This is a genomic window from Pseudonocardia sp. ICBG1034 (assembly GCF_020131375.1).
GTDB classification, from domain to species: Bacteria; Actinomycetota; Actinomycetes; order Mycobacteriales; family Pseudonocardiaceae; genus Pseudonocardia; species Pseudonocardia alni.
Window position 1 is genome coordinate 989,889 of sequence record NZ_JAHLEK010000017.1, and the last position, 22,087, is coordinate 1,011,975.

Below are 22,087 nucleotides of genomic sequence, written 5' to 3' on the forward strand. Positions count from 1 at the left end.
GTGGCAGTCTCCGCGGCGTGACCCGCCACGTGAGCGACGCCGAACGCCGGGCCCGGCTGGTGACCCGGCACCGGCTCGCCCCGCACACCCGCACCGACGACGTCGTCGCGATCAGCGACGACCTGGTCGCGCTGCACTCCACCGACCCGGTCACGGTGTACCTGTCGGCGGCCGCGCGGATGGCGGCCCCGTCGCTCGCCCCGGTCGACGCCGCGCTGCACACCGACCGCACGCTGCTGCGCCACCACGCGATGCGCCGCACGCTCTGGGTGTTCGGCCACGCCCACGCCGCGCTCGCCCACCACGCCGCCACCGTCGACGTCGCCGCCGTCCAGCGCCGCGACCTGTTGCGCCAGGCCGCCGCGGCCGGCCACGCCGACCCCGGGGCGTGGTACGCCGAGGCCGCCGGGCAGGTCCTGGAGGTCCTCGCCGAACGGGGGCCCACCGCCGCCCGCGACGTCGCCCGCGCACTGCCCGAGCTCGCCGCGCAGCGGCTCGTCCTGCCCGGCGGGAGTCCGCAGCCCGCCCACACCCGGGTGCTGCTGGTGCTCGGGTTCGAGGGCCGGGTGCTGCGGACCCGGCCGATCGGGACGTGGATCAACGGCCAGTACCGGTGGGCCGCGGCCGACGCCTGGGTCCCCGGCGGGATCGGCCCCGCCCCCGGCCCGGACGGTGACGCCCGTCGCGTCGCCGCGGCCGGGCTGGCCCGCGCCCAGCTGCGGGCGTTCGGGCCGGTCCGCCGCGACGACCTGAAGTGGTGGGCGGGCTGGACCGTCGCCACCACCACGACGGCGCTGGCCGACGTCGGCGCGGTCGAGGTGACCCTCGACGGCGGGGGCACCGGGTTCCTGCTCCCCGACGACCTGGACCCGGTCCCCGACCCCGGGCCGTCGGTGGCACTGCTGCCGGGCCTCGACCCGTCGACGATGGGCTGGAAGGCCCGCGACTGGTACCTGCCCGCCGAGGTGGCACCGGAGCTGTTCGACCGCAACGGCAACGGCGGACCGACGGTCTGGGTGGACGGGCGCATCGTCGGGACCTGGGTGCAGCGCCCGGACGGCGGGATCGCGACCCTGCTGCTCACGCCGGTCGCGGACCGGGCGCGGACCGAGGTGGCGGCCGCGGCGCGACGGCTGCGCGAGTTCCTCGGCGACACCCGGTTCTCCGCCCGATTCCCCGCCCCCGCCCAGCCCCGGCTGCTCGGCTGAGGGTGCCCGGCCCGCCGGGTGGCACGCCACGGACCCCCTCCGTGACGGGGTGCCCGGGCGTGCCGGCCGGCCGTGCTCACCCCAGGTCGAGCCCCAGGTCCAGCGCGGTCACCGAGTGGGTCAGCCCGCCGACGGCGAGGAAGTCCACGCCGGTGGCCGCGTAGTCCCGGGCGCTGCCCAGGGCCAGCCCGCCGGAGGACTCCAGCAGCGTCGCCCGGTCCCCGCGCCGCCGCACCGCCTCGGCCGTCTCCGCGACGGTGAAGTTGTCCAGCAGCACCAGCTCGGCGGCGAGCTCCAGGACCTCGTCGAGCTGGTCGAGCGAGTCGACCTCCACCTCGCACGGCAGGTCCGGGGCGAGCGCGCGGGCCGCGGCCAGCGCCGCGGACACCGACCCGGCCGCCGCGACGTGGTTGTCCTTGATCAGCACCGCGTCGCCCAGCCCGAGCCGGTGGTTCACCCCGCCGCCGCACCGCACGGCGTACTTCTCCAGCAGCCGCAGGCCCGGCAGCGTCTTGCGGGTGTCCCGGATCCGGGCCCCGGTGCCGTCGACGGCGTCCACCCAGGCGCGGGTGGCCGTGGCGATCCCGGACAGGTGCGTGAGCAGGTTCAGCGCCGTGCGCTCGGCGGTCAGCAGCCCGCGGACCGGGGCCCGCACCGTGAGCGCCGGGGTCCCGGCGGTGAGCCGGTCACCGTCGGCGGCCCCGGCGAGCACCGCGTACCCGCCCGCTCCCAGCACCTCGTCGAGCACGGCGCGGGCGGCCGGGAGCCCGGCGAGCACCCCGTCGGCCCGCGGGGTGAACGACGCGGTCGCCACGGCCCCGGCGGGCACGGTCGCCGCCGTCGTCGCGTCCGGGCCGTACCGCAGGTCCTCCTCCAGCGCGGTGCGCACGACGCGCAGCAGGTCGTCGGGGTCGGGGACGCCGACCTCGGTGACCCCGCCGACCCCGGCGGCGACGGTGCTCATGCGACACCCGCCAGCGTCTCGCCGGCCACGACGACCGGCCGTCCCGCGGCGTCGACCCGCACCCGCAGCGACGAGCGCTGGTACGTGTCGTCCCGGTCCGGGAAGTCGGTGCGCACGTGACAGCCGCGGGTCTCCCGGCGGGTGCCGGCCGCGGCCAGCACGGCCTGGGCGACCAGGGTGAGCGCGGCGTCCTCGACCCCGGCGCGGCCGGCCGGGACCGCGGTGGCGGTGACGGCCTCGATCGCGTCCGACGCCCCGGCGAGCCCGGCGGCGTCGCGGCCGATCCCGGCGCTCACCGACATCGCCCGCTGCACCACGGTGCGGTCGGCCACCGGCAGCGCCGGGACCGTCGCGGCCGGGGTCGGCACCCCGGTCGGGCCCGCGTCGGCGAGCACCGCGCGGACCACCCGCTCCCCCACGACCAGCCCCTCCAGCAGCGAGTTCGACGCCAGCCGGTTCGCCCCGTGCAGCCCCGTCCGGGCGACCTCGCCCGCGGCGTAGAGGCCCGGCACCCCGGTCCGCCCGGACGTGTCGGTGACGACGCCGCCACAGGCGTAGTGCGCGGCGGGGGTCACCGGGATCGGCTCGGTCAGCGGGTCGATCCCGGCGGCCCGGCAGGACGCGTACACGGTCGGGAACCGTGCGGCGAACCCGTCGAGCGCGGTGGCGTCGAGCCAGGCGCACGCGCTGCCGGTCTCGGCCATCCGGCGGGTGATCGCCGCGGCGACGACGTCGCGCGGGGCGAGGTCGGCCCGCGGGTGGACACCGGCCATGAACGCGGTGCCGGCCCGGTCGCGCAGGACCGCGCCCTCGCCGCGGACGGCCTCGGTCACCAGCGGGCGACGCCCGGCGGTGCCGCTGCCGGGGCCGGTCCACAGCACGGTCGGGTGGAACTGCACGAACTCCAGGTCTGCGGCGACCGCACCGGCGCGCAGGGCGAGCGCGACGCCGTCGCCGGTGGAGGTGCCCGGGTTGGTGGTGGAGGCGTAGAGCTGGCCGTAGCCGCCGGTCGCGAGCAGCACCGCGGGCGCGGACAGCACCCCGGCGCGACCGTGGGCGTCGAGCACCGTGAGGCCGGCGACCCGGCCGGCGTCACGCAGCACCTCGGCGGCGACGTGCCCGTCGAGCACGGTGAGCTGCGCCGAGCGGGTGGCGGCGACCAGGGCGCGCTCGATCTCCGCGCCGGTCGCGTCACCCCCGGCGTGGACCACCCGGTACGCCGAGTGGCCGCCCTCCCGGGTCCGCGCGGGGCGGTCCCCGCTCCGGTCGAACAGGGCGCCGCGGCCGCACAGCCTGCGCACCGCGTCCGGTCCGGCGTGCACGATCGTCCCGACCGCGGCGACGTCGTTCAGCCCGCCGCCCGCGGCGACCGTGTCGGCGACGTGGGAGTCGAGCGAGTCCCCCGCGACGTCGCCGAGCACGACGGCCACCCCGCCCTGCGCCCAGCGGGTGGAGCCCTCGCCGATGCCGTCCTTGGTGACCACCACGACGCGCAGCCCGGCCGCGGCCGCGTCGAGCGCGGCGGTCAGCCCGGCCACCCCGGACCCGACGACGACCAGGTCGGCGCCGGCCTCCCAGCTCACCCCCCGCGCCGTCACTCCCCACCTCCCGGCTGACCGATCTCGATCATCCGCTGCACGGCGGCGCGGCCGCGCGCGGCGAGGTCGGGGTCGACGTGGACCTCGTCGGTACCCTCGCGGACCGACCGCAGCAGCGCCTCGGCGGTGATCATCTTCATGTAGGGGCAGGACGCGTTCTCGTTCACCGCGCGGAACGCGATCTCCGGGGCGGCCAGGCGCAGCTGGTGCAGCATCCCGACCTCGGTCGCGACGAGCACCTCCGTCGCGCCGGTGGCGCGGGCGGCGTCGATCATGCCGCCGGTGGAGAGGATCCTGACCTGCTCGGCGGGCACCGCGCCGGTGCCGGCCAGGTAGAGCGCCGAGGTCGCGCAGCCGCACTCGGGGTGCACGAACAGGTCGGCGCCGGGGTGGGCCGCGGCCCGCTCGGTGAGCTGCTTGCCGTTGATGCCGGCGTGCACGTGGCACTCCCCGGCCCAGACGTGCATGTTCTCCCGCTCCAGGGTGCGCCGGACGTGCGCGCCGAGGAACTGGTCGGGCAGGAAGAGCACCTCGCGGTCACGCGGGATCGAGTCGACGACCTCGACGGCATTGGAGGAGGTGCAGCAGATGTCGGTCTCGGCCTTCACCGCGGCGGTGGTGTTGACGTAGGAGACGACGACGGCGCCCGGGTGCTCGGCCTTCCACTCCCGCAGCTGGTCGGCGGTGATCGAGTCGGCCAGCGAGCAGCCGGCCCGGGCGTCGGGGATCAGCACGGTCTTGTCCGGGCTGAGGATCTTGGCGGTCTCGGCCATGAAGTGCACGCCGCAGAACACGATCGTCGACGCCTGGGACTCGGCCGCGATCCGGGACAGCGCGAGCGAGTCCCCCACGTGGTCGGCGACGTCCTGGATCTCGGGCAGCTGGTAGTTGTGCGCCAGCAGGACCGCGTCCCGCTCGCGGGCCAGCGCACGCACCTCGTCGGCCCAGCCGGGGTCGGTCCCCGTGCCGCCGGGTGCCGTCAGCGTTCCGGTCATTGCGCCCTCCCGGGCCGTGTCGGGTTTTCGCCTAGCGGGCGGAAACTGAGCGGATGGTAGCACCGGTCGCGCGCCACCGGCACCTCCGTCGTGACCGGGACCTCACCCGACGGACACCCCGCCGTCACGTCCCGGTGCCGCGGCCGGTCCGCCCTAGGCTGGCCCCGTGACACCGCCACCCGCCCTGCACGAGGTCCTCGCCGTCGTGCTCAGGATCCGGGATGGCCGGGCGGGCGCCCTGCTCTGGCAGCGGGCCCTGGACCCGGACGCCGGACGCTGGGCGCTGCCCGGCGGCACCCTGGGCCCCGACGAGGACGTCGAGACCTCCGTGCGCCGCCAGCTCGCCGAGAAGGTCGACGTCCGCGAGGTCGCCCACGTCGAGCAGCTGTCGGTCTTCTCCGACCCGGCCCGCTCACCCGGCAAGCGCCGCATCGCCACCGCGTTCCTCGGCCTGGTCCCCTCCGACGCGGACCCCGAGCTGCCCGGGGACACCGCGTGGCACGACGTCGAGGACCTGCCCGCGACCGCGTTCGACCACGCCGCGATCGTCGCGGCGGGACGGGACCGCCTGCGCGCCAAGCTGTCCTACACCAACCTCGGGTTCGCGCTCGCCCCCGCGGAGTTCACGATCTCGGCGCTGCGCGAGCACTACGTCGCCGCGCTGGGCCACGAGGTGTCGGCGACGAACCTGCAGCGCGTGCTCACCCGCCGCGGCCTGCTGGAGCCCACCGGTGAGGTGGTCCCGTCGGGCCGTTCCGGCGGCCGCCCGGCCGCGGTGTTCCGGTTCACCGACCGCGGGATGCGGGTCACCGACGCGTTCGCCGTGCTCCGGCCACCTGCGCGACCCGGCGGGCCCCGCGACGGCGTACTACCGTGAGCCGGTGTCCGCCATGCTCCCGCTGTTCCCGCTGGGGACGGTGCTGATGCCGGGTGCGGCGCTTCCCCTCCACATCTTCGAGCCCCGCTACCGCCAGCTCACCGTCGACCTGCTCACCGGGGCCGTCCCCGGCCGCGAGTTCGGTGTCGTCGCGGTGCGCGAGGGCCATTCGCCGGACCGCTCCGGGGCCTCCGGGATGCACGCCGTCGGCTGCACCGCCGTGCTCATCGACGCCCGCCGGCTTCCCGACGGCCGCTACGACGTCGTCACCCGCGGGGCCCGCCGCTTCCGGCTGCTCGACCTCGACGCGGGCTCGCACTCCTACCTGTGCGGCGAGGTCGAGTTCCTGCCCGACGACACCGGCGACGGGGCCGACCCGCGGCTGGTGGCGATGCTGGAGCGGTCCGCCCGCGCGGCGCACCGCGAGTACTGCGACACCGCGTGGCGGACCGGTGACTGGTCCGAGCCCGCCGACGACACCCCCACCGCCGACCTCGCGCACCTGCTGGCCGGGGACTGCCTGCTGCCCCTGGGCGACCGCCAGCTCCTGCTGGAGCAGACCAGCGCGGTGCAGCGGCTCCGGGAGATCCGCAGGCTGCTCGCCCGCGAGCGCGGCCTGCTGGAGACCCTGCGGGCGGTGCCCGCGCCGCTCGGGTCGTTCCCCGACGAGCACAGCCCGAACTGAGCTCACCCGCCGACGGCGAGGTGCGGCCCCTCCCAGCGCCGGCGCAGCCACCGGTCGTGCGAGGTGACGACGACCGTGCCCGGCGCAGTGCCGAGCGCCGACTCCAGCTCCCCGGCCAGCCGCAGCGAGACGTGGTTGGTCGGCTCGTCGAGCAGCAGCAGGTCCGGGGCGTCGGCGACGACGACGGCCAGGGCCAGCCGCCGCCGCTGGCCGAGGCTGAGCTCTCCGACCGCGGTGCCGTGCTCGCGCGGGTGCAGCAGCCCCAGCTCGCGCAGCGGGACGGTCTCCGCCCGCTCCACGCCGACGGCCTCGGCGTAGGCGGTCGCGGCGCTGCGGTCGGGCGGGCCGACGTCGGGGTCCTGGGCCAGCAGGCCGATCCGGCGCGCCCGGACGTCCACGGTGCCCGCGTCCGGTGCGAGGTCGGAGTGCAGGACCGCCAGCAGGGTCGACTTCCCGGCCCCATTGGGGCCGGTGACCAGCAGCTTCTCCCCCACCGCCAGGTCGAGCAGGTCGAGCCGCAGCCGGCCGTCGACCCGCAGGTCCCGCACGCTCACGGCGAGCCCGCCGGCCGGGGCGTCGCCGGTGAGCTGCCCGGCGAACTCCAGCGGCCGGGGCGGCCTGCGGACCGCCTCGCGCTCGGCGGCCTCCAGGCGGCGCTGCGCGTCGTGGACCCGGCGGGCCCTGGTGCGTTCGACGCCCGCCCCCTTGAAGGCGTGGATGAACTTGTCGTTGTCGCGCGGTCCGCGCCCGGGGGCGATCGTCGACAGCCCGGCCCGCGCCTTCTCCCGCAGCGCGGCGATCTCCTCCTGCTCCGCGGCGAAGCGCTCCTCCCACCGGCGGCGGCTCGCCGCGGCGGCGTCGAGGTACTCGGTGAACGAGCCCCCGAACCGGCGCCCGCCGTACCCGTCGGTGCCGAGCTCGCCGGCGTCGAGGTCGAGCAGCTCGGTGCAGACCCGGTCGAGGAAGGTGCGGTCGTGGCTCGCCGCGACGACGACGCCGGGCAGCTCCACCAGCGAGCGTTCCAGCAGCTCCAGGGCGGCGTCGTCGAGGTGGTTGGTGGGTTCGTCGAGCAGCAGCACCGCGGGGCGGCGGACCAGGGCGGCGGCCATCGCGAGCCGGGTGCGCTCGCCCCCGGACAGGGTCGCGACCGGCCGGTCCCGCTCCAGGTCGGCGACACCGAGCGTGCCCGCGGTGACCTCGGCGCGCCGGTCGGCGTCCCACGCGTCGTGGGCGATCGCCCAGGCCAGCACCCGGTCGTAGGCGGCGGCGCCGCTGCCGTCGGCCAGACCGGCGGCCAGGCGCTCCAGCTCGGCGACGGCGTCGTGCAGCGGGCGCAGCGCCGCGTCGAGCAGGTCGCCGACGGTCCCCCCGTCGCCCAGGTCGGGTTCCTGCGGCAGGTACACCCGGTCCGCGGGGACCGTGAGCGTCCCGCCGTCCGGGGTGTCGACGCCGGCGAGCAGCCGCAGCAGTGTGGACTTGCCCGAGCCGTTCTCCCCGATCAGGCCGACCCGGGTGCCCGGCGCGGCGACGAGGTCGACGCCGTCGAGCACCGGCGGACGGCCGGCGCGGGCGGCGTGGGAACGGACCAGCCCGCGGGCGGTGACGGCGTGGACCTGCTCGGTCGATGACATGACGACGACTCCGGTGGAGACGGAGGAGGACCGCAGGGGCGTGTGCCGCGTCCGCGGTCGAGGGGGTCGTCAGTGCCTCATGATGACGGCGACCCTACCGGGTGCGCCCGCACGGGCGCACCCGGGTTTCAGCGCCAGCCGTAGCGCGACCGCAGCTCGGCCGCGACCCGGTCGAACCGCGCCCGGTCCAGCACCGCACCCTCCCGGCGGATGCCGTGCTCCTCCACCTCCAGCACCCGGTCGAGGCGGATGTAGGAGTCGCGGCCCTCGCGGTCCCAGGCGCCGGAGCCGATCCCGACCCAGTCCGGGTCGTGGGCCCGCTTGTCCTGGCTGGACAGCATCAGCCCGAGCAGCTCGCCACCCGAGCGCCCGACGACGAGCAGCGGCCGGTCCTTGCCCTGGCTCGCGTCCTCCTCGTAGGGCACCCAGGTCCAGACGATCTCGCCGGGGTCCGCGGCGCCGTCGGGCTCGGGGGCGTAGGCGACCTCCCGGGCACGGTCGCCGGTGGGCGCGGTGCGCACCCGTCCGGCCGTCGGCGGCGGGCCGGGCCGGGCGCCGCCGCCGTGGCCGCGCCGCGGGTCCTGCCCGTCCTTCCGCGAGTCCTTCAGGAACTGCACCGCCAGATCCGCGGCCTTGCGCAGCACCGAGCCCCAGTTGATCGCCATGCGCCCAGCCTGCCGCACGTGCGGCACGTCACGACCACCGGGCGCGCATGAACGGTTCCGCATACGGGAAGGCCGGGGGCATGAAGGCGACTCTGATCCACGGCAAGCACGACATCCGGGTCTCGTCCGACGTACCGGACCCGGTCATCCGTGACGACACCGATGCGATCGTGCGCGTGCTGCGCTCCTGCATCTGCGGCAGCGACCTGTGGCCGTACAACTCGGCCGACGACAACCCGCAGGGCGACCGGATCGGCCACGAGTTCCTCGGCGTGATCGAGGAGGTCGGGTCCGGGGTGCGGAACCGCACGGCGGGCCAGCTCGTCGTCGCACCGTTCGTCTGGGCCGACAACACCTGCGACTTCTGCGCGCAGGGGCTGCAGACCTCGTGCCGGCACGGCGGCGGCTGGGGCTCCGACGGCACCGACGGCGGCCAGGGCGAGGCGGTACGCGTCCCGTTCGCCGACGGCACCCTGGTCCCGATGCCGGGCGAGCCGGACGACGCGCTGCTCGCGTCGATGCTCACCCTGTCCGACGTGTTCTCCACCGGCCACCACGCCGCGGTCTCGGCGCGGGTGCGCCGCGGGGACACCGTGGCCGTCGTCGGCGACGGCGCGGTCGGGCTGTGCGCGGTGCTCGCGGCGAAGCGCCTCGGCGCCGAGCGGATCATCCTGCTCGGCCGGCACACCGACCGCACCGACCTGGGCCGCGAGTTCGGCGCCACCGACGTCGTGGCCGAGCGCGGCGACGAGGCGGTCGAGAAGGTGCGCGAGCTGACCGGCGGCGACGGCGTGGACGCCGCCCTGGAGTGCGTCGGCTACGTGGAGGCGATCCGCACCGCCATCGAGGTGACCAGGGACGGCAGGCTGGTCGGCCGCGTCGGCGTCTCGCAGTACTCCGACATCCCGCTCGGCGTCGGCGAGTTCATGCGCAACGTCGGCGTGCACGGTGGCGTCGCCCCGGCGCGCGCCTACATCGAGGAGCTGCTGCCCGACGTGCTGGAGGGCCGCATCCAGCCCGGACGGGTGTTCGACCGCACCATCGGTCTCGACGAGGTCCCCGACGGCTACCGGGCGATGAACGACCGCGAGGCGCTGAAGGTCCTGATCAAGCCCTGACCTGTGCGGACACCGGCGCGGCCCCCGCGCCACCGCGGGGGCCGCGCGCGGCGGCGGGTCAGGACGAGGTGCGCTCGCCGTGCCGGCTGCACCGGGCCGTCCAGCCGACCGGGTGGACCTGCACCACCATCCGCCGTGCGCAGTCCGGGCAGAACCGCGGCGGCTCCAGCTCGCGCCGCGCCGCGCACCGGTCGTGCCCGGCCGCGGAGTCCGGCGACCCGCACTGGTCGCAGTACCGGCCCCCGTCCTCGCGGGTCGGTGTGCCCACCGGCGCCGTCACAGCGTCTCGTTGAGGGCCTTGATCGGCATCTCCAGCTCGCCGAGCAGGTCGATGTCGGACTCGGCCGGACGCCCCAGCGTCGTCAGGTAGTTCCCCACGATGACGGCGTTGATCCCGCCGAGCAGCCCCTTGCGGGCACCCAGGTCGCCGAGGGTGATCTCGCGGCCGCCGGCGAAGCGCAGGATGGTGCGCGGCAGCGCCAGGCGGAACGCGGCGACGGTGCGCAGCGCGTCCGGCCCGGACATCGGCTCCAGGTCCCCGAACGGGGTGCCCGGGCGCGGGTTGAGGAAGTTCAGCGGCACCTCGTCGGGCTCCAGCTCGGCGAGCTGCCCGGCGAACTCGGCGCGCTGGTCCAAGGTCTCCCCCATCCCGACGATGCCGCCGCAGCACACCTCCATGCCGGCGTCACGGACCATGCGCAGGGTGTCCCAGCGCTCCTCCCAGGTGTGGGTCGTGACCACGTTCGGGAAGTGGCTGCGGGCGGTCTCGAGATTGTGGTTGTAGCGGTGCACGCCCATCGCGGCGAGCTCGCCGACCTGCTCGGCCGTGAGCATCCCCAGCGAACAGGCGATGTTGATGTCGACCTCGTCGCGGATCGCCGCGATGCCGGCCGCGACCTGGGACATGAGCCGCTCGTCGGGCCCGCGGACGGCGGCGACGATGCAGAACTCGGTGGCCCCGGTCTTCGCGGTCTGCTTGGCGGCCTCGACGAGCATCGGGATGTCCAGCCAGGCCGAGCGCACCGGCGAGGCGAACAGGCCCGACTGGGAGCAGAAGTGACAGTCCTCCGGGCACCCGCCGGTCTTGAGCGAGATGATCCCCTCGACCTCGACGTCCGGCCCGCACCAGCGCATCCGCACCTCGTGGGCCAGCTCGAGCAGGTCGTCGAGACGGTCGTCGGGCAGGTCGAGCACCTCGCGCACCTGGGTGACGGTGAGGCCGCGACCCTGGTCGAGGACCTGGTCGCGCGCGACGGTGAGGACGTCGGTCCGGGCGGTCGTCATGCCCGTGGATCCTGCCAGTCACCCAGCTGGATCGGCCCCAGTGTGTCCCGGGCCACCGCGACGAAACGGTCCGGTGTCACCCGTCCGAGGCCCTCGGGCAGCAGGCCGCGGACCAGCGTCCGGGTGATCATCGGCAGGTCCTGGAGGTTGCAGCGCTCCGCCAGGTCCGGCTCCGCCGGCCAGGACCCGATCACGATCCCCGCGCAGGTCAGGCCGCGCGTCCGGAGCGCCTCGACGGTGAGCGCGGTGTGGTTGAGCGTGCCGAGCCCGGCCGCCGCGACCACCACGACCGGTGCGCCGAGCAGCCGGGCGACGTCGGCGAGGGTGCCGCCCTCGTCGGTGAACCGGACGAGCAGCCCGCCCGCACCCTCGACGAGGACGAGGTCGTGGTGGTCGGCCAGCGTCCGCGCGGTCACCGCGGCCTGCTCCGGGGTCACCGGGCGTGCCCCGCAGCGCCGGGCCGCGGTCGCCGGGGCCAGCGGGTCGGGGTAGCGGGCCAGCTCCCGGGTGGTGACCTCGGGGACGAGGCGGGCGACCTCGTCGACGTCGCCGGGGTCGTCCGGGCCGACCCCGGTCTGGGCGGGCTTGAGCACCGCCACCCGCTCCCCCGCCGCGACCGCGACGGCGGCCAGCGCGGCGGTGGCGACGGTCTTGCCGACCCCGGTGCCGGTGCCGGTGACGACGACGAACCGCCCGGTCACGCCCGGGCTCCCGTCCGGGCGTCGGCGAGCACCTCGGCGAGCACGCCGGTCGCGAACGACAGCTGCGCCCCGGTCAGCCCGGCGCGGGCGGTGAGCCGGAGCCGGGAGGTGCCCGGCGGGACCGACGGCGGCCGGAAGCAGCCCACCCGCAGACCGCGCCGCAGGCAGGCGGCGGCCGCGGCGACCGCGGGGCCGGGCTCGCCCAGCACCACCGGGACGACCGCGGACACCGGCACCGCCGCGTCGCAGGCGGCGGCGAGCGCACCGGCGACCCGCAGCACGTCCGCGGCCCGCTCGGGCTCGGAGGCGAGTACCCGCAGCGCGGCCAGCGCCGCACCCGTCGCGGCGGGGGCGAGGCCGGTGTCGAAGATGAACGAGCGCGCGGAGTCGACCAGGTGCGCGGTGACCGCGGCCGGGCCGAGCACCGCACCGCCCTGGCTGCCGAGCGCCTTGGACAGGGTCACGGTGGCGACGACGTCGTCCGCCCCGGCCAGCCCGGTCTCGGCGAGCAGGCCGCGCCCGCCCGGACCGCGTACCCCGAGCCCGTGGGCCTCGTCGGCGAGCAGCACCGCGCCGCGGGCCCGGCAGACCCGGTGCAGCGCGGCGAGCGGGGCGAGGTCGCCGTCGGCGGACCCGACCGAGTCGGTGACGACGAGCGCGCGGGTCTCGGTGCGGGCGGCCAGCGCGGCGTCGACGGCGTCGACGTCGGCGTGCGGCACGACGACCACCCGGGCCCGGGAGAGCCGGCAGGCGTCGACCAGGGAGGCGTGCGCGGCGGCGTCGGACACGATCAGCGCGCCGGGGCCGGTGAGGGCGGTGACCACCCCGAGGTTGGCGGTGTAGCCGGAGGAGAACACCAGGGCGTCGTCGTGGCCGCAGAACGCGGCGAGCTCGGCCTCCAGCTCGGCGTGCAGCGCGGTCGAGCCGGTGACCAGCCGTGACCCGGTGGCGCCCGCACCCCAGGTGCGCAGCGCCGCGGTCGCCCCGGCGACGACCCGCGGGTCGGCCGAGAGCCCGAGGTAGTCGTTCCCGGCGAGGTCGAGCGCGGGCCCGCCCGCGGGGTCGGCCGGACGCGGGGACAGCCTGCGGCGCAGACCGGCCTCGGTTCGGGCGCGGGCGTGGGTGTCGAGCCAGGCCAGCGGGCGGGGCCCGGGCGGCGTCGGGTCGGGGCCGGTCACGCCCACACCCTAGGCACGACGGAGCCCCGCCCACCCTGAGGTGTGCGGGGCTCCGGGGGTCGTGCGGGCGCCGGGTCAGGCCTGCGGCGCCTCACCCTCCTGCTTCTCCTGCTCCGCGACGGCGGCGCGGACCTCGTCCATGTCGACCGCCTTCACCTGGCCGATGAGGTCCTCGAGGGCCTCGGCGGGCAGCGCGCCCGGCTCGGAGTAGAGCACCACTCCGTCGCGGACGGCCATCACGGTCGGGATCGAGGAGATCCCGAACGCGCCGGCCAGCGCCTGCTGGGCCTCGGTGTCGACCTTGCCGAAGGTCACGTCCTGGTGCTTCTCGGAGGCGGCGTCGTAGACGGGGGCGAACTGGGTGCACGGCCCGCACCAGGACGCCCAGAAGTCGATGAGCACGGTCGTCCCGGGCGCACCCACGACGTCGTCGAAGTTGTCGGTGGTCAGTTCCACGGTGGCCATACGGTCCCCAACGACGTCGTGGGTGCGGATTGTTCCCGGATGCGCGGGCTCAGACCTTCAGCAGCCGGCGGGCGGCGGCGGTGGCCCCGTGCCCGTGTCCGGCGGCGATCCGGCCGAGGTCCGAGACCCCGGTGCCGAGGTCGGCGCGGGGCTCGACGAACCGGCCCGCGGCCTCGTCGAGGACGAGCACACGGGCGCTGCGGATGTCGTAGAACAGGCCCAGCACCTCGGCGCCGGAGTCCTGCGCCCGCAGCATCTCCAGCTGCATCGCCACGTTCACCATCGCCAGCTGGTCGGCCTCGCCGAACCCGTCCCGCGCGGCGGCGACGGCGACCGGGTGACCGTTCTCGTAGGCGCGCAGCACCGGCCGCGCCTCGCGCAGCCACTGGCCGAGCGCGGAGTCCCCGCTCGCGCCGCCGGCGAGCAGCCCCTGCATCGCGCCGCAGCCGGAGTGGCCGCAGACGGCGACGATCGGGACGTCGAGGGTGCCGGTCGCGAACTCGACGGCGGCCGCGGTGCCGGGCCCGACGACGAGGTTGCCGACGTTCTGCACGGTGAACACGTCGCCCGGGCCGCTGTGGGTGATGACGTGCGGCAGCACCCGGGAGTCCGCGCAGGTGATCATCATCGCGGACGGGGACTGTCCGTCGGCGAGCCCGGTCATGGTCGGGAGGATCGCCTCGGAGGTGTTGTCGTGGTACGCGGCGACGCCCGCCATCAGCGTCCCCGACGCACGCCCCTCGGTCTCCCTGCCCTGCCACTCGCCCCAGGTCAGGAAGCCGGCGCCGGGCGCGGTGGCGCGGCGGGCCTGCTCGGGCTCGATCACGGTCACGGTGGCGCCGGTGCCCTCGTGGCGGGCCTTCCAGGCGAGCAGGTGGTCGTAGGCGGCGTGGTCGAGGTAGTCGGTGACCAGCCGGACGGTGACGTCGCAGCCGCGCGGGACGGAGTTCAGCTCGCGGGACAGCCGCGGCACGGCCAGGAAGCTCAGCGAGCCCTCGACGACGAGCTCGCAGCTGCCGTCGTCGGCCTGCTCCAGGTGCGGGCGGGACCGGACGGCGCGCCAGAGCAGCATCAGCCCGGCCAGGACCAGCCCGATGACGACGCCCTCGAGCAGGTTCAGGAACACGACGCCGAGCAGGGTGGCGGCGTAGATGGCCAGCTCACCGTGCTGCCGGGCGGTGCGGATCTCGGCCGGCTTGACCAGCCCGACACCCATCATGACCAGCAGACCCGCCAGTGCGGCCATCGGGATCAGCTCGATGACGCCGATCAGCACGATCGCGAAGAGCGCGATCCAGACGCCGTGCAGCACCGCCGACGCGCGGGTCTCGGCGCCGGCCTTGACGTTCGCGGCGGACCGGACGATCACCCCGGTGATGGGCAGGCCGCCGATCATGCCGGAGACGGTGTTGGCGGCACCCTGGCCGAGCAGCTCACGGTCGGTGTCGGTGCGGGTGCCGGGCCTCATGCGCTCCACCGCGACGGCGGACAGCAGCGACTCGACGCTCGCGATCAGCGCGATGGTCAGCATGCCGAACAGCACGCCGCCCCAGTTCGACTCCGGCAGCGCGGGCAGCGACAGCGCGTCCAGGAGCGAGCCCCCCAGCTGCACCCGGACGACGTCGGCGAAGGCGAGGGAGACGACGGTGGCCGTGACGATCGCGACCAGCGCGGCCGGGACGACGGTCACCTTCGCGGGCAGCCGGTTCCAGGTCAGCATGATCGCGATGACGATGCCGCCGAGGAGCAGCGCGGGCCAGGACAGGTTCGCGATCGCGCCGGGCAGCGCGGCGATCGAGTTGACGCCGCCGGTCTGCGCCTGACCACCGAACACGACGTTCAGCTGGCCGAGGGCGATGGTGGCGCCGATGCCCGCGAGCATGCCGTGCACGACGGCGGGCGGGATGGCCTGGGCGAACCGGGACAGCCGGGTCAGCCCGAAGACGATCTGCAGGACACCGGCGCCCGCGGTGATCAGCGTGGTGACCTGCCAGCCGAAGGTGTTGACCAGCTCGGCGACGATGACGGTCAGACCGGCGGCGGGGCCGGAGACCTGGAGCTTGGAGCCGCCGAGCAGACCGGCGACGACGGCACCGACGACGGCGGCGATGAGGCCGGCCAGGATCGGGGCGCCGGAGGCGACGGCGATGCCCAGCGACAGGGGCACCGCCACGAGGAACACGACGATCGAGGCGGAGAAGTCCGCCCGGGCGTGCGGGAACGTGCGGCCGAACCAGGAGCCGCCCGGCGGCGAGTGCTCACCGCGGCCGGACTCGGCCGGGGCGTGCTCGTGATCCTGCACGCGGTGTTCGGAGTTACTGGTGGGGCTGGTGGTGCTGGAGTGACTGTGCGTGGGCACCGGATCCTCCGTATCGGTCCGTGGGGGGCGCCGGACCGCGACGGTGCGGTCGACTGGGGCGGGTCGCGCGGTGCGCGACCGGCGGAGCGGGTGCGGCCGACTGGACGAATGCGACCGGCCGACACCGTTTCACCCCGACCACGGAAACGGATCATGATGAGAACGCTTCTCATCGTTTCGGACGTCCACGACGAAACGCCCGGTCAGCGCCGTACACCTCTGCGTAACGTGAGGTGGAACACACCGAAGTCCACCGGATCGGTGGTCCGGATCACCGACTCAGCGCTGGTCCCGCTGCCCGGCAAGGGCCGCGGCCCGCATCCCGGCGGTGATCAGCGCCACGTCGTCGCGGGTGCTGACGAACGGTGGCATCGCGTAGACGAGGTTGCGGAAGGGCCGTAGCCAGACCCCGGCGAGCACGGCGGCGGCGGTCGCGGCGGCGACGTCGACCTCCTCGGCCATCTCGACGACACCGATCGCGCCCAGGATCCGGACCTCCCGCACGCCCGGCAGCGACCGGGCGGGGGCCAGCCCGGCGCGCAGCCCGGCGGCGACGTCCTTCACCTCGCGCCGCCAGTCGCGTTCGAGCAGCAGCGACACCGAGGCGTGGGCGACGGCGGCGGCGAGCGGGTTGCCCATGAACGTCGGCCCGTGCATGAGCACCCCGGCCTCGCCGTCGGTGATGCCGCGGGCCACCCGGGTGCTGCACAGGGTCGCGGCCATCGTCAGGTAGCCGCCGGTCAGCGCCTTGCCGACGCACATCACGTCCGGGGCGACGGCGGCGTGGTCGGCGGCGAACAGCTCGCCGGTGCGGCCGAAGCCGGTGGCGATCTCGTCGAACACGAGCAGCACGTCGTGGGCGTGGCACAGCTCGCGCAGCACGTGCAGGTAGCGGGGGTCGTGGAAGCGCATCCCCCCGGCGCCCTGCACCACCGGTTCGACGACCACCGCGGCCAGCTCGTCGGCGTGGGTCTCGACGAGCTCGGCGAGGTGGGCGACGTAGTCGTGGGTGAAGTCCTCCGGTGGGGCGTCGGCGAACACCTGCTGCGGGAGGACGTCGGACCACAGCGAGTGCATGCCGCCGTCGGGGTCGCAGACGCTCATCGCGCCGAAGGTGTCGCCGTGGTAGCCGCGCCGCCACGTCATCAGCCGGTGCTTGCCGGGGCGGCCGCGGGACCGCCAGTACTGCAGGCACATCTTGATGGCGACCTCGACCGACACCGATCCGGAGTCGGCCAGGAACACGTGCTCCAGCCCCTCCGGGCTGACGTCCACGAGCAGCCGGGCCAGGTCGACGGCCGGGCCGTGGGTCAGGCCGCCGAACATCACGTGGCTCATCCGGCCGAGCTGGTCGCGTACGGCCGCGTCGAGCCGCGGGTGGCGGTAGCCGTGGATGGCCGACCACCACGACGACATCCCGTCGACGAGCTCACGGCCGTCGGGCAGCCTCAGCCGCACCCCCTGCGCGGACTCCACGACGATCGGCGCCCGGGTCGCCGGCATCGGCGCGTAGGGGTGCCAGACGTGGTCCCGGTCGGTGGCGAGCAGTGCCCCCGTGTCGAGCGGGGATCCGGAGAGGGTCGGGTCCGGGACACGCCCGGGGCCTGCGGTGGTCACGGACGCCCACGCTAGTGCCGACCCTCTACGCTGGCCCGACCATGGCCACGCCCGACTCCGTGTACGAGCCGGAGGGGCCCGACGGGTCGGCCCTGCGCCGTCGCGAGCTCGGGCAGACCTCCGCCCGATCGTTGCTGCTCACCGTGCTGGGCGAGTTCGTCCTCCCGGCCGGGGAACCGGTCTGGACCCGGGCCCTGCTCGACGTGCTGGGCACGCTCGGGGTGGAGGCCAAGTCGGCCCGCCAGGCACTGGCCCGCACCGCGGGCGAGGGCCTGCTGACCTCCGACCGCGACGGCCGCCGGGTCCGCTGGTCGCTCACCCCCGCCGGGTCGGAGCTGCTGTCCGACGGCGCCGCCCGCATCTACGGCTTCGGCCGTCCGACGACCGGCTGGGACGGCCGCTGGCTGGTCCTGCTCGCCTCGGTCCCGGAGTCGCGCCGACGCCTGCGCCACCGGCTGCGCACCCGGCTGGCCTGGGCCGGACTGGGCTCCCCCGCCCCCGGGGTGTGGGTCAGCCCCGACCCCGGCAAGGAGGCCCGCGTCGCGGCGGTGCTCGACGAGCTCGACCTCGCCGGGTCCGGGTACTCCTTCGTCGGGCACTACGGCGGCATCGGCCGCGCCGACGACATCGTGGCCCAGGCCTGGGACCTCGACGTCGTGGAACGGGCCTACTCGGAGTTCCTCGACGAGTTCGGCCCCCACCTCGACGCGGCCTCCGCCGCGTCCTGCGCGGCCGCCGCCACCTCGGCCCCGGGCGCCGCCGGTCCCGCCACCGAGGACGGCGGCGACGTCCTCGCCCGCCAGGTCCGCCTCGTCCACGCCTGGCGACGGTTCCCGTTCCTGGACCCCGAGCTGCCCGCCGAGCTGCTGCCCGAGCAGTGGGCCGGGTCCCGTGCGGCGGAGCTGTTCACCACGCTGCACGAGCGCTGGGACGCCCCCGCCCGCGCCGCCTGGGCCGACCTGGCCCGCCGGGCCTGAGCCCTGCCCACCGCGACACCCCGCCACACCCGGGCCCCCCGTCGCGCGCCGGCGCCACGGGCCGGTCGGCGCCGCACCCACACCCGTTGCCCGGCGTCCGCACCCGTGGCAACGGGTGCGGACGCCCGGGGAGGGGTGTGGGCGGTCAGCCGCCGAGGCAGCCGGGGCCGAGCAGGGCCTTCAGGTCCCCCATCAGCGCCGAGGTGTGCATGACCTTGAGCGAGTCGTCCAGCCGCAGGGCGGTCGTCTTGCTGCCGTAGACCAGGGTCAGGTGCACCTCGGAGGTGCCGGGGTGGTGGGTCAGCACCTCCTTGAGCTTCGCGACGCGCTCGGGGGTGCACTGGTCGGTACGCAGGCTGACCTTGATCGGCAGCCCGGCCTCGCCGGTGGCGAGCTCGGGCACCGCGAGGTCGTTCGCGATCAGTGACACGCGGTCGTCGCGCTTGTTGACCCGCGCCTTGACCAGCACGATCGCGTCCTCGGCGACGTCGACGCCGACCACCTGGTAGGCCCGCGGGAAGAACAGCACCTCGATGCCGCCGGCGAGGTCCTCGATCTGCGCCGACGCCCACGGCTCGCCGTTCTTGTTCACCCGGCGGTTGACGTTGGCGAGGATGCCGCCGACGGTGACCTGCGCGCCCTCGGCGACCGAGCCCTCGACGATGTCGGCGATCGAGGTGTCGGACTTCGCGGCGAGCGCCTGCTCGAGGCCCTGCAACGGGTGCCCGGACACGTAGAGGCCGAGCATCTCCCGCTCGACGGCGAGCTTGTGCTTGGTGTCCCACTCCTCGTCGGGCACCTTCACGTCGAAGATGCCGCCGAGACCGCCGTCGTCGCCCTCGCCCGGGCCGTCCAGCGAGCCGAACAGGTCGAACTGGCCCATCGAGGCGGCCTTCTTGGTGCTCATCACCGCGTCGATGGCGTCGGCGTGCACGAGCAGCAGGCCCTTGCGGGAGTGGCCGAGCGAGTCGAACGCGCCCGCCTTGATCAGCGACTCGACGACCTTCTTGTTGCAGACGACCGCGTCGACCTTGCGCAGGAAGTCGGAGAAGTCGACGAAGTTCCCCTTCTCCCGCCGCGCGGCGACGATCGCGTCGACGACGTTGTGCCCGACGTTGCGGATGCCGCCCAGGCCGAAGCGGATGTCGTCGCCGACCGGGGCGAAGTTGCGCACCGAGTCGTTGACGTCGGGCGGGAGGACCGTGATGCCCATCCGGCGGCACTCCGCCAGGTAGACCGCGGCCTTGTCCTTGTCGTCGCGCACCGAGGTGAGCACGCCGGCCATGTACTCGGCCGGGTAGTTCGCCTTGAGGTAGGCCGTCCAGTAGGACACGACGCCGTAGGCGGCGGAGTGGGCGCGGTTGAATGCGTAGTCGGAGAACGGGAGCAGGATGTCCCAGAGCGTCTTGACGGCGTCGGCGGAGTAGCCGTTGTCCTTCATGCCCTGGGCGAAGCCGGCGTACTCCTTGTCCAGGATCTCCTTCTTCTTCTTGCCCATCGCGCGGCGGAGCAGGTCCGCCTGGCCGAGCGTGTAGCCCGCCAGCACCTGCGCGATGGACATGACCTGTTCCTGGTACACGATCAGGCCGAAGGTCTCGCCGAGGACCTCCTTGAGCGGCTCGGCGAGCTCCGGGTGGATCGGCGTGATCTCCTGCCGGCCGTTCTTGCGGTCGGCATAGTCGTTGTGCGCGTTCGCACCCATCGGGCCCGGGCGGTACAGCGCGCCGACCGCGGAGATGTGCTCGAACTCGCTGGGTGCCATGCGGCGCAGCAGGTCCCGCATCGGGCCGCCGTCGAGCTGGAACACGCCGAGGGTGTCCCCGCGGGAGAGCAGCTCGTAGGTCTTCCGGTCGTCGAGCTCGACCTTGTCCAGGTCGACGGCGGGCTTGCCGTTGAGCTCGATGTTCTCCAGGGCGTCGTCGAGGATGGTGAGGTTGCGCAGCCCCAGGAAGTCCATCTTCAGCAGGCCGATGGTCTCGCAGACGCCCATGTCGAACTGCGTGATGATCGCGCCGTCGGACTCCCGGCGCTGGATCGGGATCACGTCGATCAGCGGCGTCGAGGACATGATCACGCCCGCGGCGTGCACACCCCACTGCCGCTTCAGTCCCTCGAGGCCCCGCGCGGTGTCGACGATCTCCTTGACCTGCGGGTCCGCCTCGTAGAGGGCGCGGACCTCGGTCGCCTCGGAGTACCGCTTGTGCGACGGGTCGAAGATGCCCGACAGCGGGATGTCCTTGCCCATCACCGCGGGCGGCATGGCCTTGGAGATGCGGTCGGCCACGGAGTAGCCGGGCTGGCCGAACAGCACCCGCGCCGAGTCCTTGATCGCGGCCTTCGCCTTGATCGTGGAGTAGGTGATGATCTGCGCGATCCGGTCCTCGCCGTACTTCTCGGTGACGTAGCGGATCATCTCGCCGCGCCGGCGCTCGTCGAAGTCCATGTCGATGTCGGGCATCGACACACGGTCCGGGTTCAGGAACCGCTCGAAGATCAGCTTGTGCCGGATCGGGTCGAGGTCGGTGATGCCCAGGACGTAGGCGACCAGCGAGCCCGCCGCCGAGCCACGGCCGGGGCCGCAGCGGATGCCGACGGACTTGGCGTGCTGGATGAGGTCCGCGGTCACCAGGAAGTAGCCGGGGTAGCCCATCTTGATGATGACGCCGACCTCGTAGTTGGCCTGCTGCCGGTACTTCTCGGTGACGCCGTCGGGGAACCGCATGTGCAGTCCCCGCTCGACCTCCTTGATCAGCCAGGACTCCTCGGTCTCCCCCTCGGGGACGGGCGCCTTGGGCTGGAGGTCCTGGCCGGTGGTGAAGTCGATGTTGCAGCGCTCGGCGACGAGCAGCGTGTTGTCGCAGGCCTCGGGGTGGATCGGGTCCCAGAGCTGGCGCATCTCGGCGGCGGACTTGAGGTAGAAGTCCTGCGCGTCGAACTTGAACCGGTTCGGGTCCGCGAGGGTCTTGCCGGTCTGGACGCACAGGAGCACCTCGTGCGCCTTGGTGTCGTCCGGGTAGGTGTAGTGCAGGTCGTTCGTCGCGAGGCCGGGCAGGTCGAGCTTGTCCTTGAGCCGGAACAGGTCCTCCTGGACCCGCTTCTCGATCTCGATGCCGTGGTCCATGAGCTCCAGGAAGAAGTTGTCCTTCCCGAAGATGTCGCGGTAGTCGCTCGCGGCCTGGCAGGCGGCGTCGAAGTCGTGCTGCTGGAGCAGGCGCGCGACCTCGCCGGACGGGCAGCCCGTCGTCGCGATCAGGCCCTTGCCGTACTTCTCCAGCAGCTCGCGGTCCATACGCGGCTTGTAGTAGTAGCCCTCGAGGCTGGCCAGCGAGGAGAGCCGGAAGAGGTTGTGCATCCCCTCCGTGTTCTCCGCGAGCAGCGTCATGTGGGTGTACATGAGGTCGGGGTTGTTCTCGCTGCCGTTGCCCAGCGCGGTGCGCTTGCGCTCGTGCCGCGACCCGGGCGCGAGGTAGCCCTCCATGCCGATGATCGGCTTGACGTCGTGCGCCTTCGCCTTGCGCCAGAACTCGAAGGCGCCGTAGACGTTGCCGTGGTCGGTCATCGCGATGGCCGGCATCTCGTGCTTGGCGGCCTCGGAGAACAGGTCGTCGAGCCGGGCGGCACCGTCCAGCATCGAGAACTCGGTGTGCGTGTGCAGATGGACGAAGGAGCGACTCCCGGATCCGGCACTGCCCATGTGTGTCCCGCGCTCCTCTCCCGCGCCGCTGGGACGGCGCGGACCTCCGCTGGTGCGCACGCCCGTCGGGG

General features: G+C 74.7%; 18 protein-coding genes. 5 read left to right on the forward strand and 13 right to left on the reverse strand.

Annotation, left to right across the window (positions count from 1 at the left end; genetic code table 11):
- Positions 1-17 precede the first annotated feature (17 nt).
- Entirely contained in the window at positions 18-1,208 is a 1,191-nt protein-coding gene (locus KPF22_RS19360) for a winged helix DNA-binding domain-containing protein (RefSeq protein ID WP_224402887.1), read from the forward strand.
- 76 nt (positions 1,209-1,284) lie between these two features.
- On the opposite strand, the gene nadC is transcribed toward KPF22_RS19360, so the two are convergent.
- The 3 genes from nadC to nadA are packed head-to-tail and all read right to left on the reverse strand — an operon-like array spanning position 1,285 to position 4,765.
- Entirely contained in the window at positions 1,285-2,172 is an 888-nt protein-coding gene (gene nadC, locus KPF22_RS19365; RefSeq protein ID WP_208820742.1) for a carboxylating nicotinate-nucleotide diphosphorylase, read from the reverse strand.
- Complete coding sequence (locus KPF22_RS19370) at positions 2,169-3,770, reverse strand: L-aspartate oxidase (protein WP_224402888.1); 1,602 nt, start codon at positions 3,768-3,770, stop codon at positions 2,169-2,171. Before KPF22_RS19370 ends, nadC begins: the two co-directional genes overlap by 4 nt.
- Complete coding sequence (gene nadA, locus KPF22_RS19375; protein WP_062402227.1) at positions 3,767-4,765, reverse strand: quinolinate synthase NadA; 999 nt, start codon at positions 4,763-4,765, stop codon at positions 3,767-3,769. The genes KPF22_RS19370 and nadA overlap by 4 nt, the downstream gene beginning before the upstream one ends.
- A 166-nt stretch (positions 4,766-4,931) precedes the next feature.
- On the opposite strand from nadA, the gene KPF22_RS19380 reads away from it, so the two are divergent.
- Complete coding sequence (locus KPF22_RS19380) at positions 4,932-5,642, forward strand: NUDIX domain-containing protein (RefSeq protein WP_307799233.1); 711 nt, start codon at positions 4,932-4,934, stop codon at positions 5,640-5,642.
- Between the two features lie 13 nt (positions 5,643-5,655).
- Complete coding sequence (locus tag KPF22_RS19385; RefSeq protein ID WP_208820803.1) at positions 5,656-6,327, forward strand: LON peptidase substrate-binding domain-containing protein; 672 nt, start codon at positions 5,656-5,658, stop codon at positions 6,325-6,327.
- Positions 6,328-6,329: 2 nt separating this feature from the next.
- Here the strand turns inward: KPF22_RS19385 and KPF22_RS19390 are convergent, their stop codons facing one another.
- A complete protein-coding gene (locus KPF22_RS19390; RefSeq protein WP_224402889.1) occupies positions 6,330-7,958 on the reverse strand; it encodes an ABC-F family ATP-binding cassette domain-containing protein in 1,629 nt (542 codons plus the stop codon).
- Between the two features lie 128 nt (positions 7,959-8,086).
- The gene (locus KPF22_RS19395) at positions 8,087-8,623 is read right to left on the reverse strand and encodes a type II toxin-antitoxin system PemK/MazF family toxin (RefSeq protein ID WP_208820733.1); all 537 of its coding nucleotides are present in this window, start codon (positions 8,621-8,623) and stop codon (positions 8,087-8,089) included.
- Between the two features lie 80 nt (positions 8,624-8,703).
- Between KPF22_RS19395 and KPF22_RS19400 the strand changes: the two genes are divergently transcribed.
- Positions 8,704-9,741, forward strand: a complete 1,038-nt coding sequence (locus tag KPF22_RS19400; RefSeq protein ID WP_224402890.1) for a zinc-dependent alcohol dehydrogenase family protein — start codon at positions 8,704-8,706, stop codon at positions 9,739-9,741.
- A gap of 58 nt (positions 9,742-9,799) precedes the next feature.
- Here KPF22_RS19400 and KPF22_RS19405 read toward each other — a convergent pair whose 3' ends face one another.
- From KPF22_RS19405 to KPF22_RS19435, 7 genes are all read right to left on the reverse strand, one after another.
- Positions 9,800-10,021, reverse strand: coding sequence for a hypothetical protein (locus tag KPF22_RS19405; protein ID WP_218622632.1), 222 nt, complete (start codon positions 10,019-10,021; stop codon positions 9,800-9,802).
- A complete protein-coding gene (gene bioB, locus KPF22_RS19410; protein ID WP_224402891.1) occupies positions 10,018-11,025 on the reverse strand; it encodes a biotin synthase BioB in 1,008 nt (335 codons plus the stop codon). The genes KPF22_RS19405 and bioB overlap by 4 nt, the downstream gene beginning before the upstream one ends.
- A complete protein-coding gene (gene bioD / locus KPF22_RS19415; protein WP_208820727.1) occupies positions 11,022-11,726 on the reverse strand; it encodes a dethiobiotin synthase in 705 nt (234 codons plus the stop codon). The genes bioB and bioD overlap by 4 nt, the downstream gene beginning before the upstream one ends.
- Positions 11,723-12,904, reverse strand: a complete 1,182-nt coding sequence (locus KPF22_RS19420) for an 8-amino-7-oxononanoate synthase (protein WP_062404560.1) — start codon at positions 12,902-12,904, stop codon at positions 11,723-11,725. The genes bioD and KPF22_RS19420 overlap by 4 nt, the downstream gene beginning before the upstream one ends.
- A gap of 75 nt (positions 12,905-12,979) precedes the next feature.
- On the reverse strand, positions 12,980-13,369 hold the full coding sequence (locus KPF22_RS19425; protein ID WP_062402218.1) for a co-chaperone YbbN: 390 nt from the start codon (positions 13,367-13,369) through the stop codon (positions 12,980-12,982).
- 49 nt (positions 13,370-13,418) lie between these two features.
- Positions 13,419-15,728, reverse strand: coding sequence for a bifunctional SulP family inorganic anion transporter/carbonic anhydrase (locus KPF22_RS33220; protein ID WP_224402892.1), 2,310 nt, complete (start codon positions 15,726-15,728; stop codon positions 13,419-13,421).
- A gap of 279 nt (positions 15,729-16,007) precedes the next feature.
- A complete protein-coding gene (locus KPF22_RS19435) occupies positions 16,008-17,345 on the reverse strand; it encodes an adenosylmethionine--8-amino-7-oxononanoate transaminase (RefSeq protein ID WP_224402893.1) in 1,338 nt (445 codons plus the stop codon).
- A gap of 41 nt (positions 17,346-17,386) precedes the next feature.
- On the opposite strand from KPF22_RS19435, the gene KPF22_RS19440 reads away from it, so the two are divergent.
- A complete protein-coding gene (locus tag KPF22_RS19440) occupies positions 17,387-18,322 on the forward strand; it encodes a PaaX family transcriptional regulator C-terminal domain-containing protein (protein WP_224402894.1) in 936 nt (311 codons plus the stop codon).
- A gap of 145 nt (positions 18,323-18,467) precedes the next feature.
- Here KPF22_RS19440 and dnaE read toward each other — a convergent pair whose 3' ends face one another.
- Complete coding sequence (dnaE, locus tag KPF22_RS19445; RefSeq protein WP_224402895.1) at positions 18,468-22,016, reverse strand: DNA polymerase III subunit alpha; 3,549 nt, start codon at positions 22,014-22,016, stop codon at positions 18,468-18,470.
- Positions 22,017-22,087 lie beyond the last annotated feature (71 nt).

What these genes read in the sequence shown, in the direction of transcription:
- dnaE (WP_224402895.1), bottom strand. Translation starts at nt 22,016, where the DNA reads ATGGGCAGTGCCGGATCCGGGAGTCGCTCCTTCGTCCATCTGCACACG.
- KPF22_RS19385 (WP_208820803.1), top strand. Translation starts at nt 5,656, where the DNA reads ATGCTCCCGCTGTTCCCGCTGGGGACGGTGCTGATGCCGGGTGCGGCG.
- nadA (WP_062402227.1), bottom strand. Translation starts at nt 4,765, where the DNA reads ATGACCGGAACGCTGACGGCACCCGGCGGCACGGGGACCGACCCCGGC.
- KPF22_RS19390 (WP_224402889.1), bottom strand. Translation starts at nt 7,958, where the DNA reads ATGTCATCGACCGAGCAGGTCCACGCCGTCACCGCCCGCGGGCTGGTC.
- KPF22_RS19425 (WP_062402218.1), bottom strand. Translation starts at nt 13,369, where the DNA reads ATGGCCACCGTGGAACTGACCACCGACAACTTCGACGACGTCGTGGGT.
- bioB (WP_224402891.1), bottom strand. Translation starts at nt 11,025, where the DNA reads ATGACGACCGCCCGGACCGACGTCCTCACCGTCGCGCGCGACCAGGTC.
- KPF22_RS19395 (WP_208820733.1), bottom strand. Translation starts at nt 8,623, where the DNA reads ATGGCGATCAACTGGGGCTCGGTGCTGCGCAAGGCCGCGGATCTGGCG.
- nadC (WP_208820742.1), bottom strand. Translation starts at nt 2,172, where the DNA reads ATGAGCACCGTCGCCGCCGGGGTCGGCGGGGTCACCGAGGTCGGCGTC.
- KPF22_RS19400 (WP_224402890.1), top strand. Translation starts at nt 8,704, where the DNA reads ATGAAGGCGACTCTGATCCACGGCAAGCACGACATCCGGGTCTCGTCC.
- KPF22_RS19440 (WP_224402894.1), top strand. Translation starts at nt 17,387, where the DNA reads ATGGCCACGCCCGACTCCGTGTACGAGCCGGAGGGGCCCGACGGGTCG.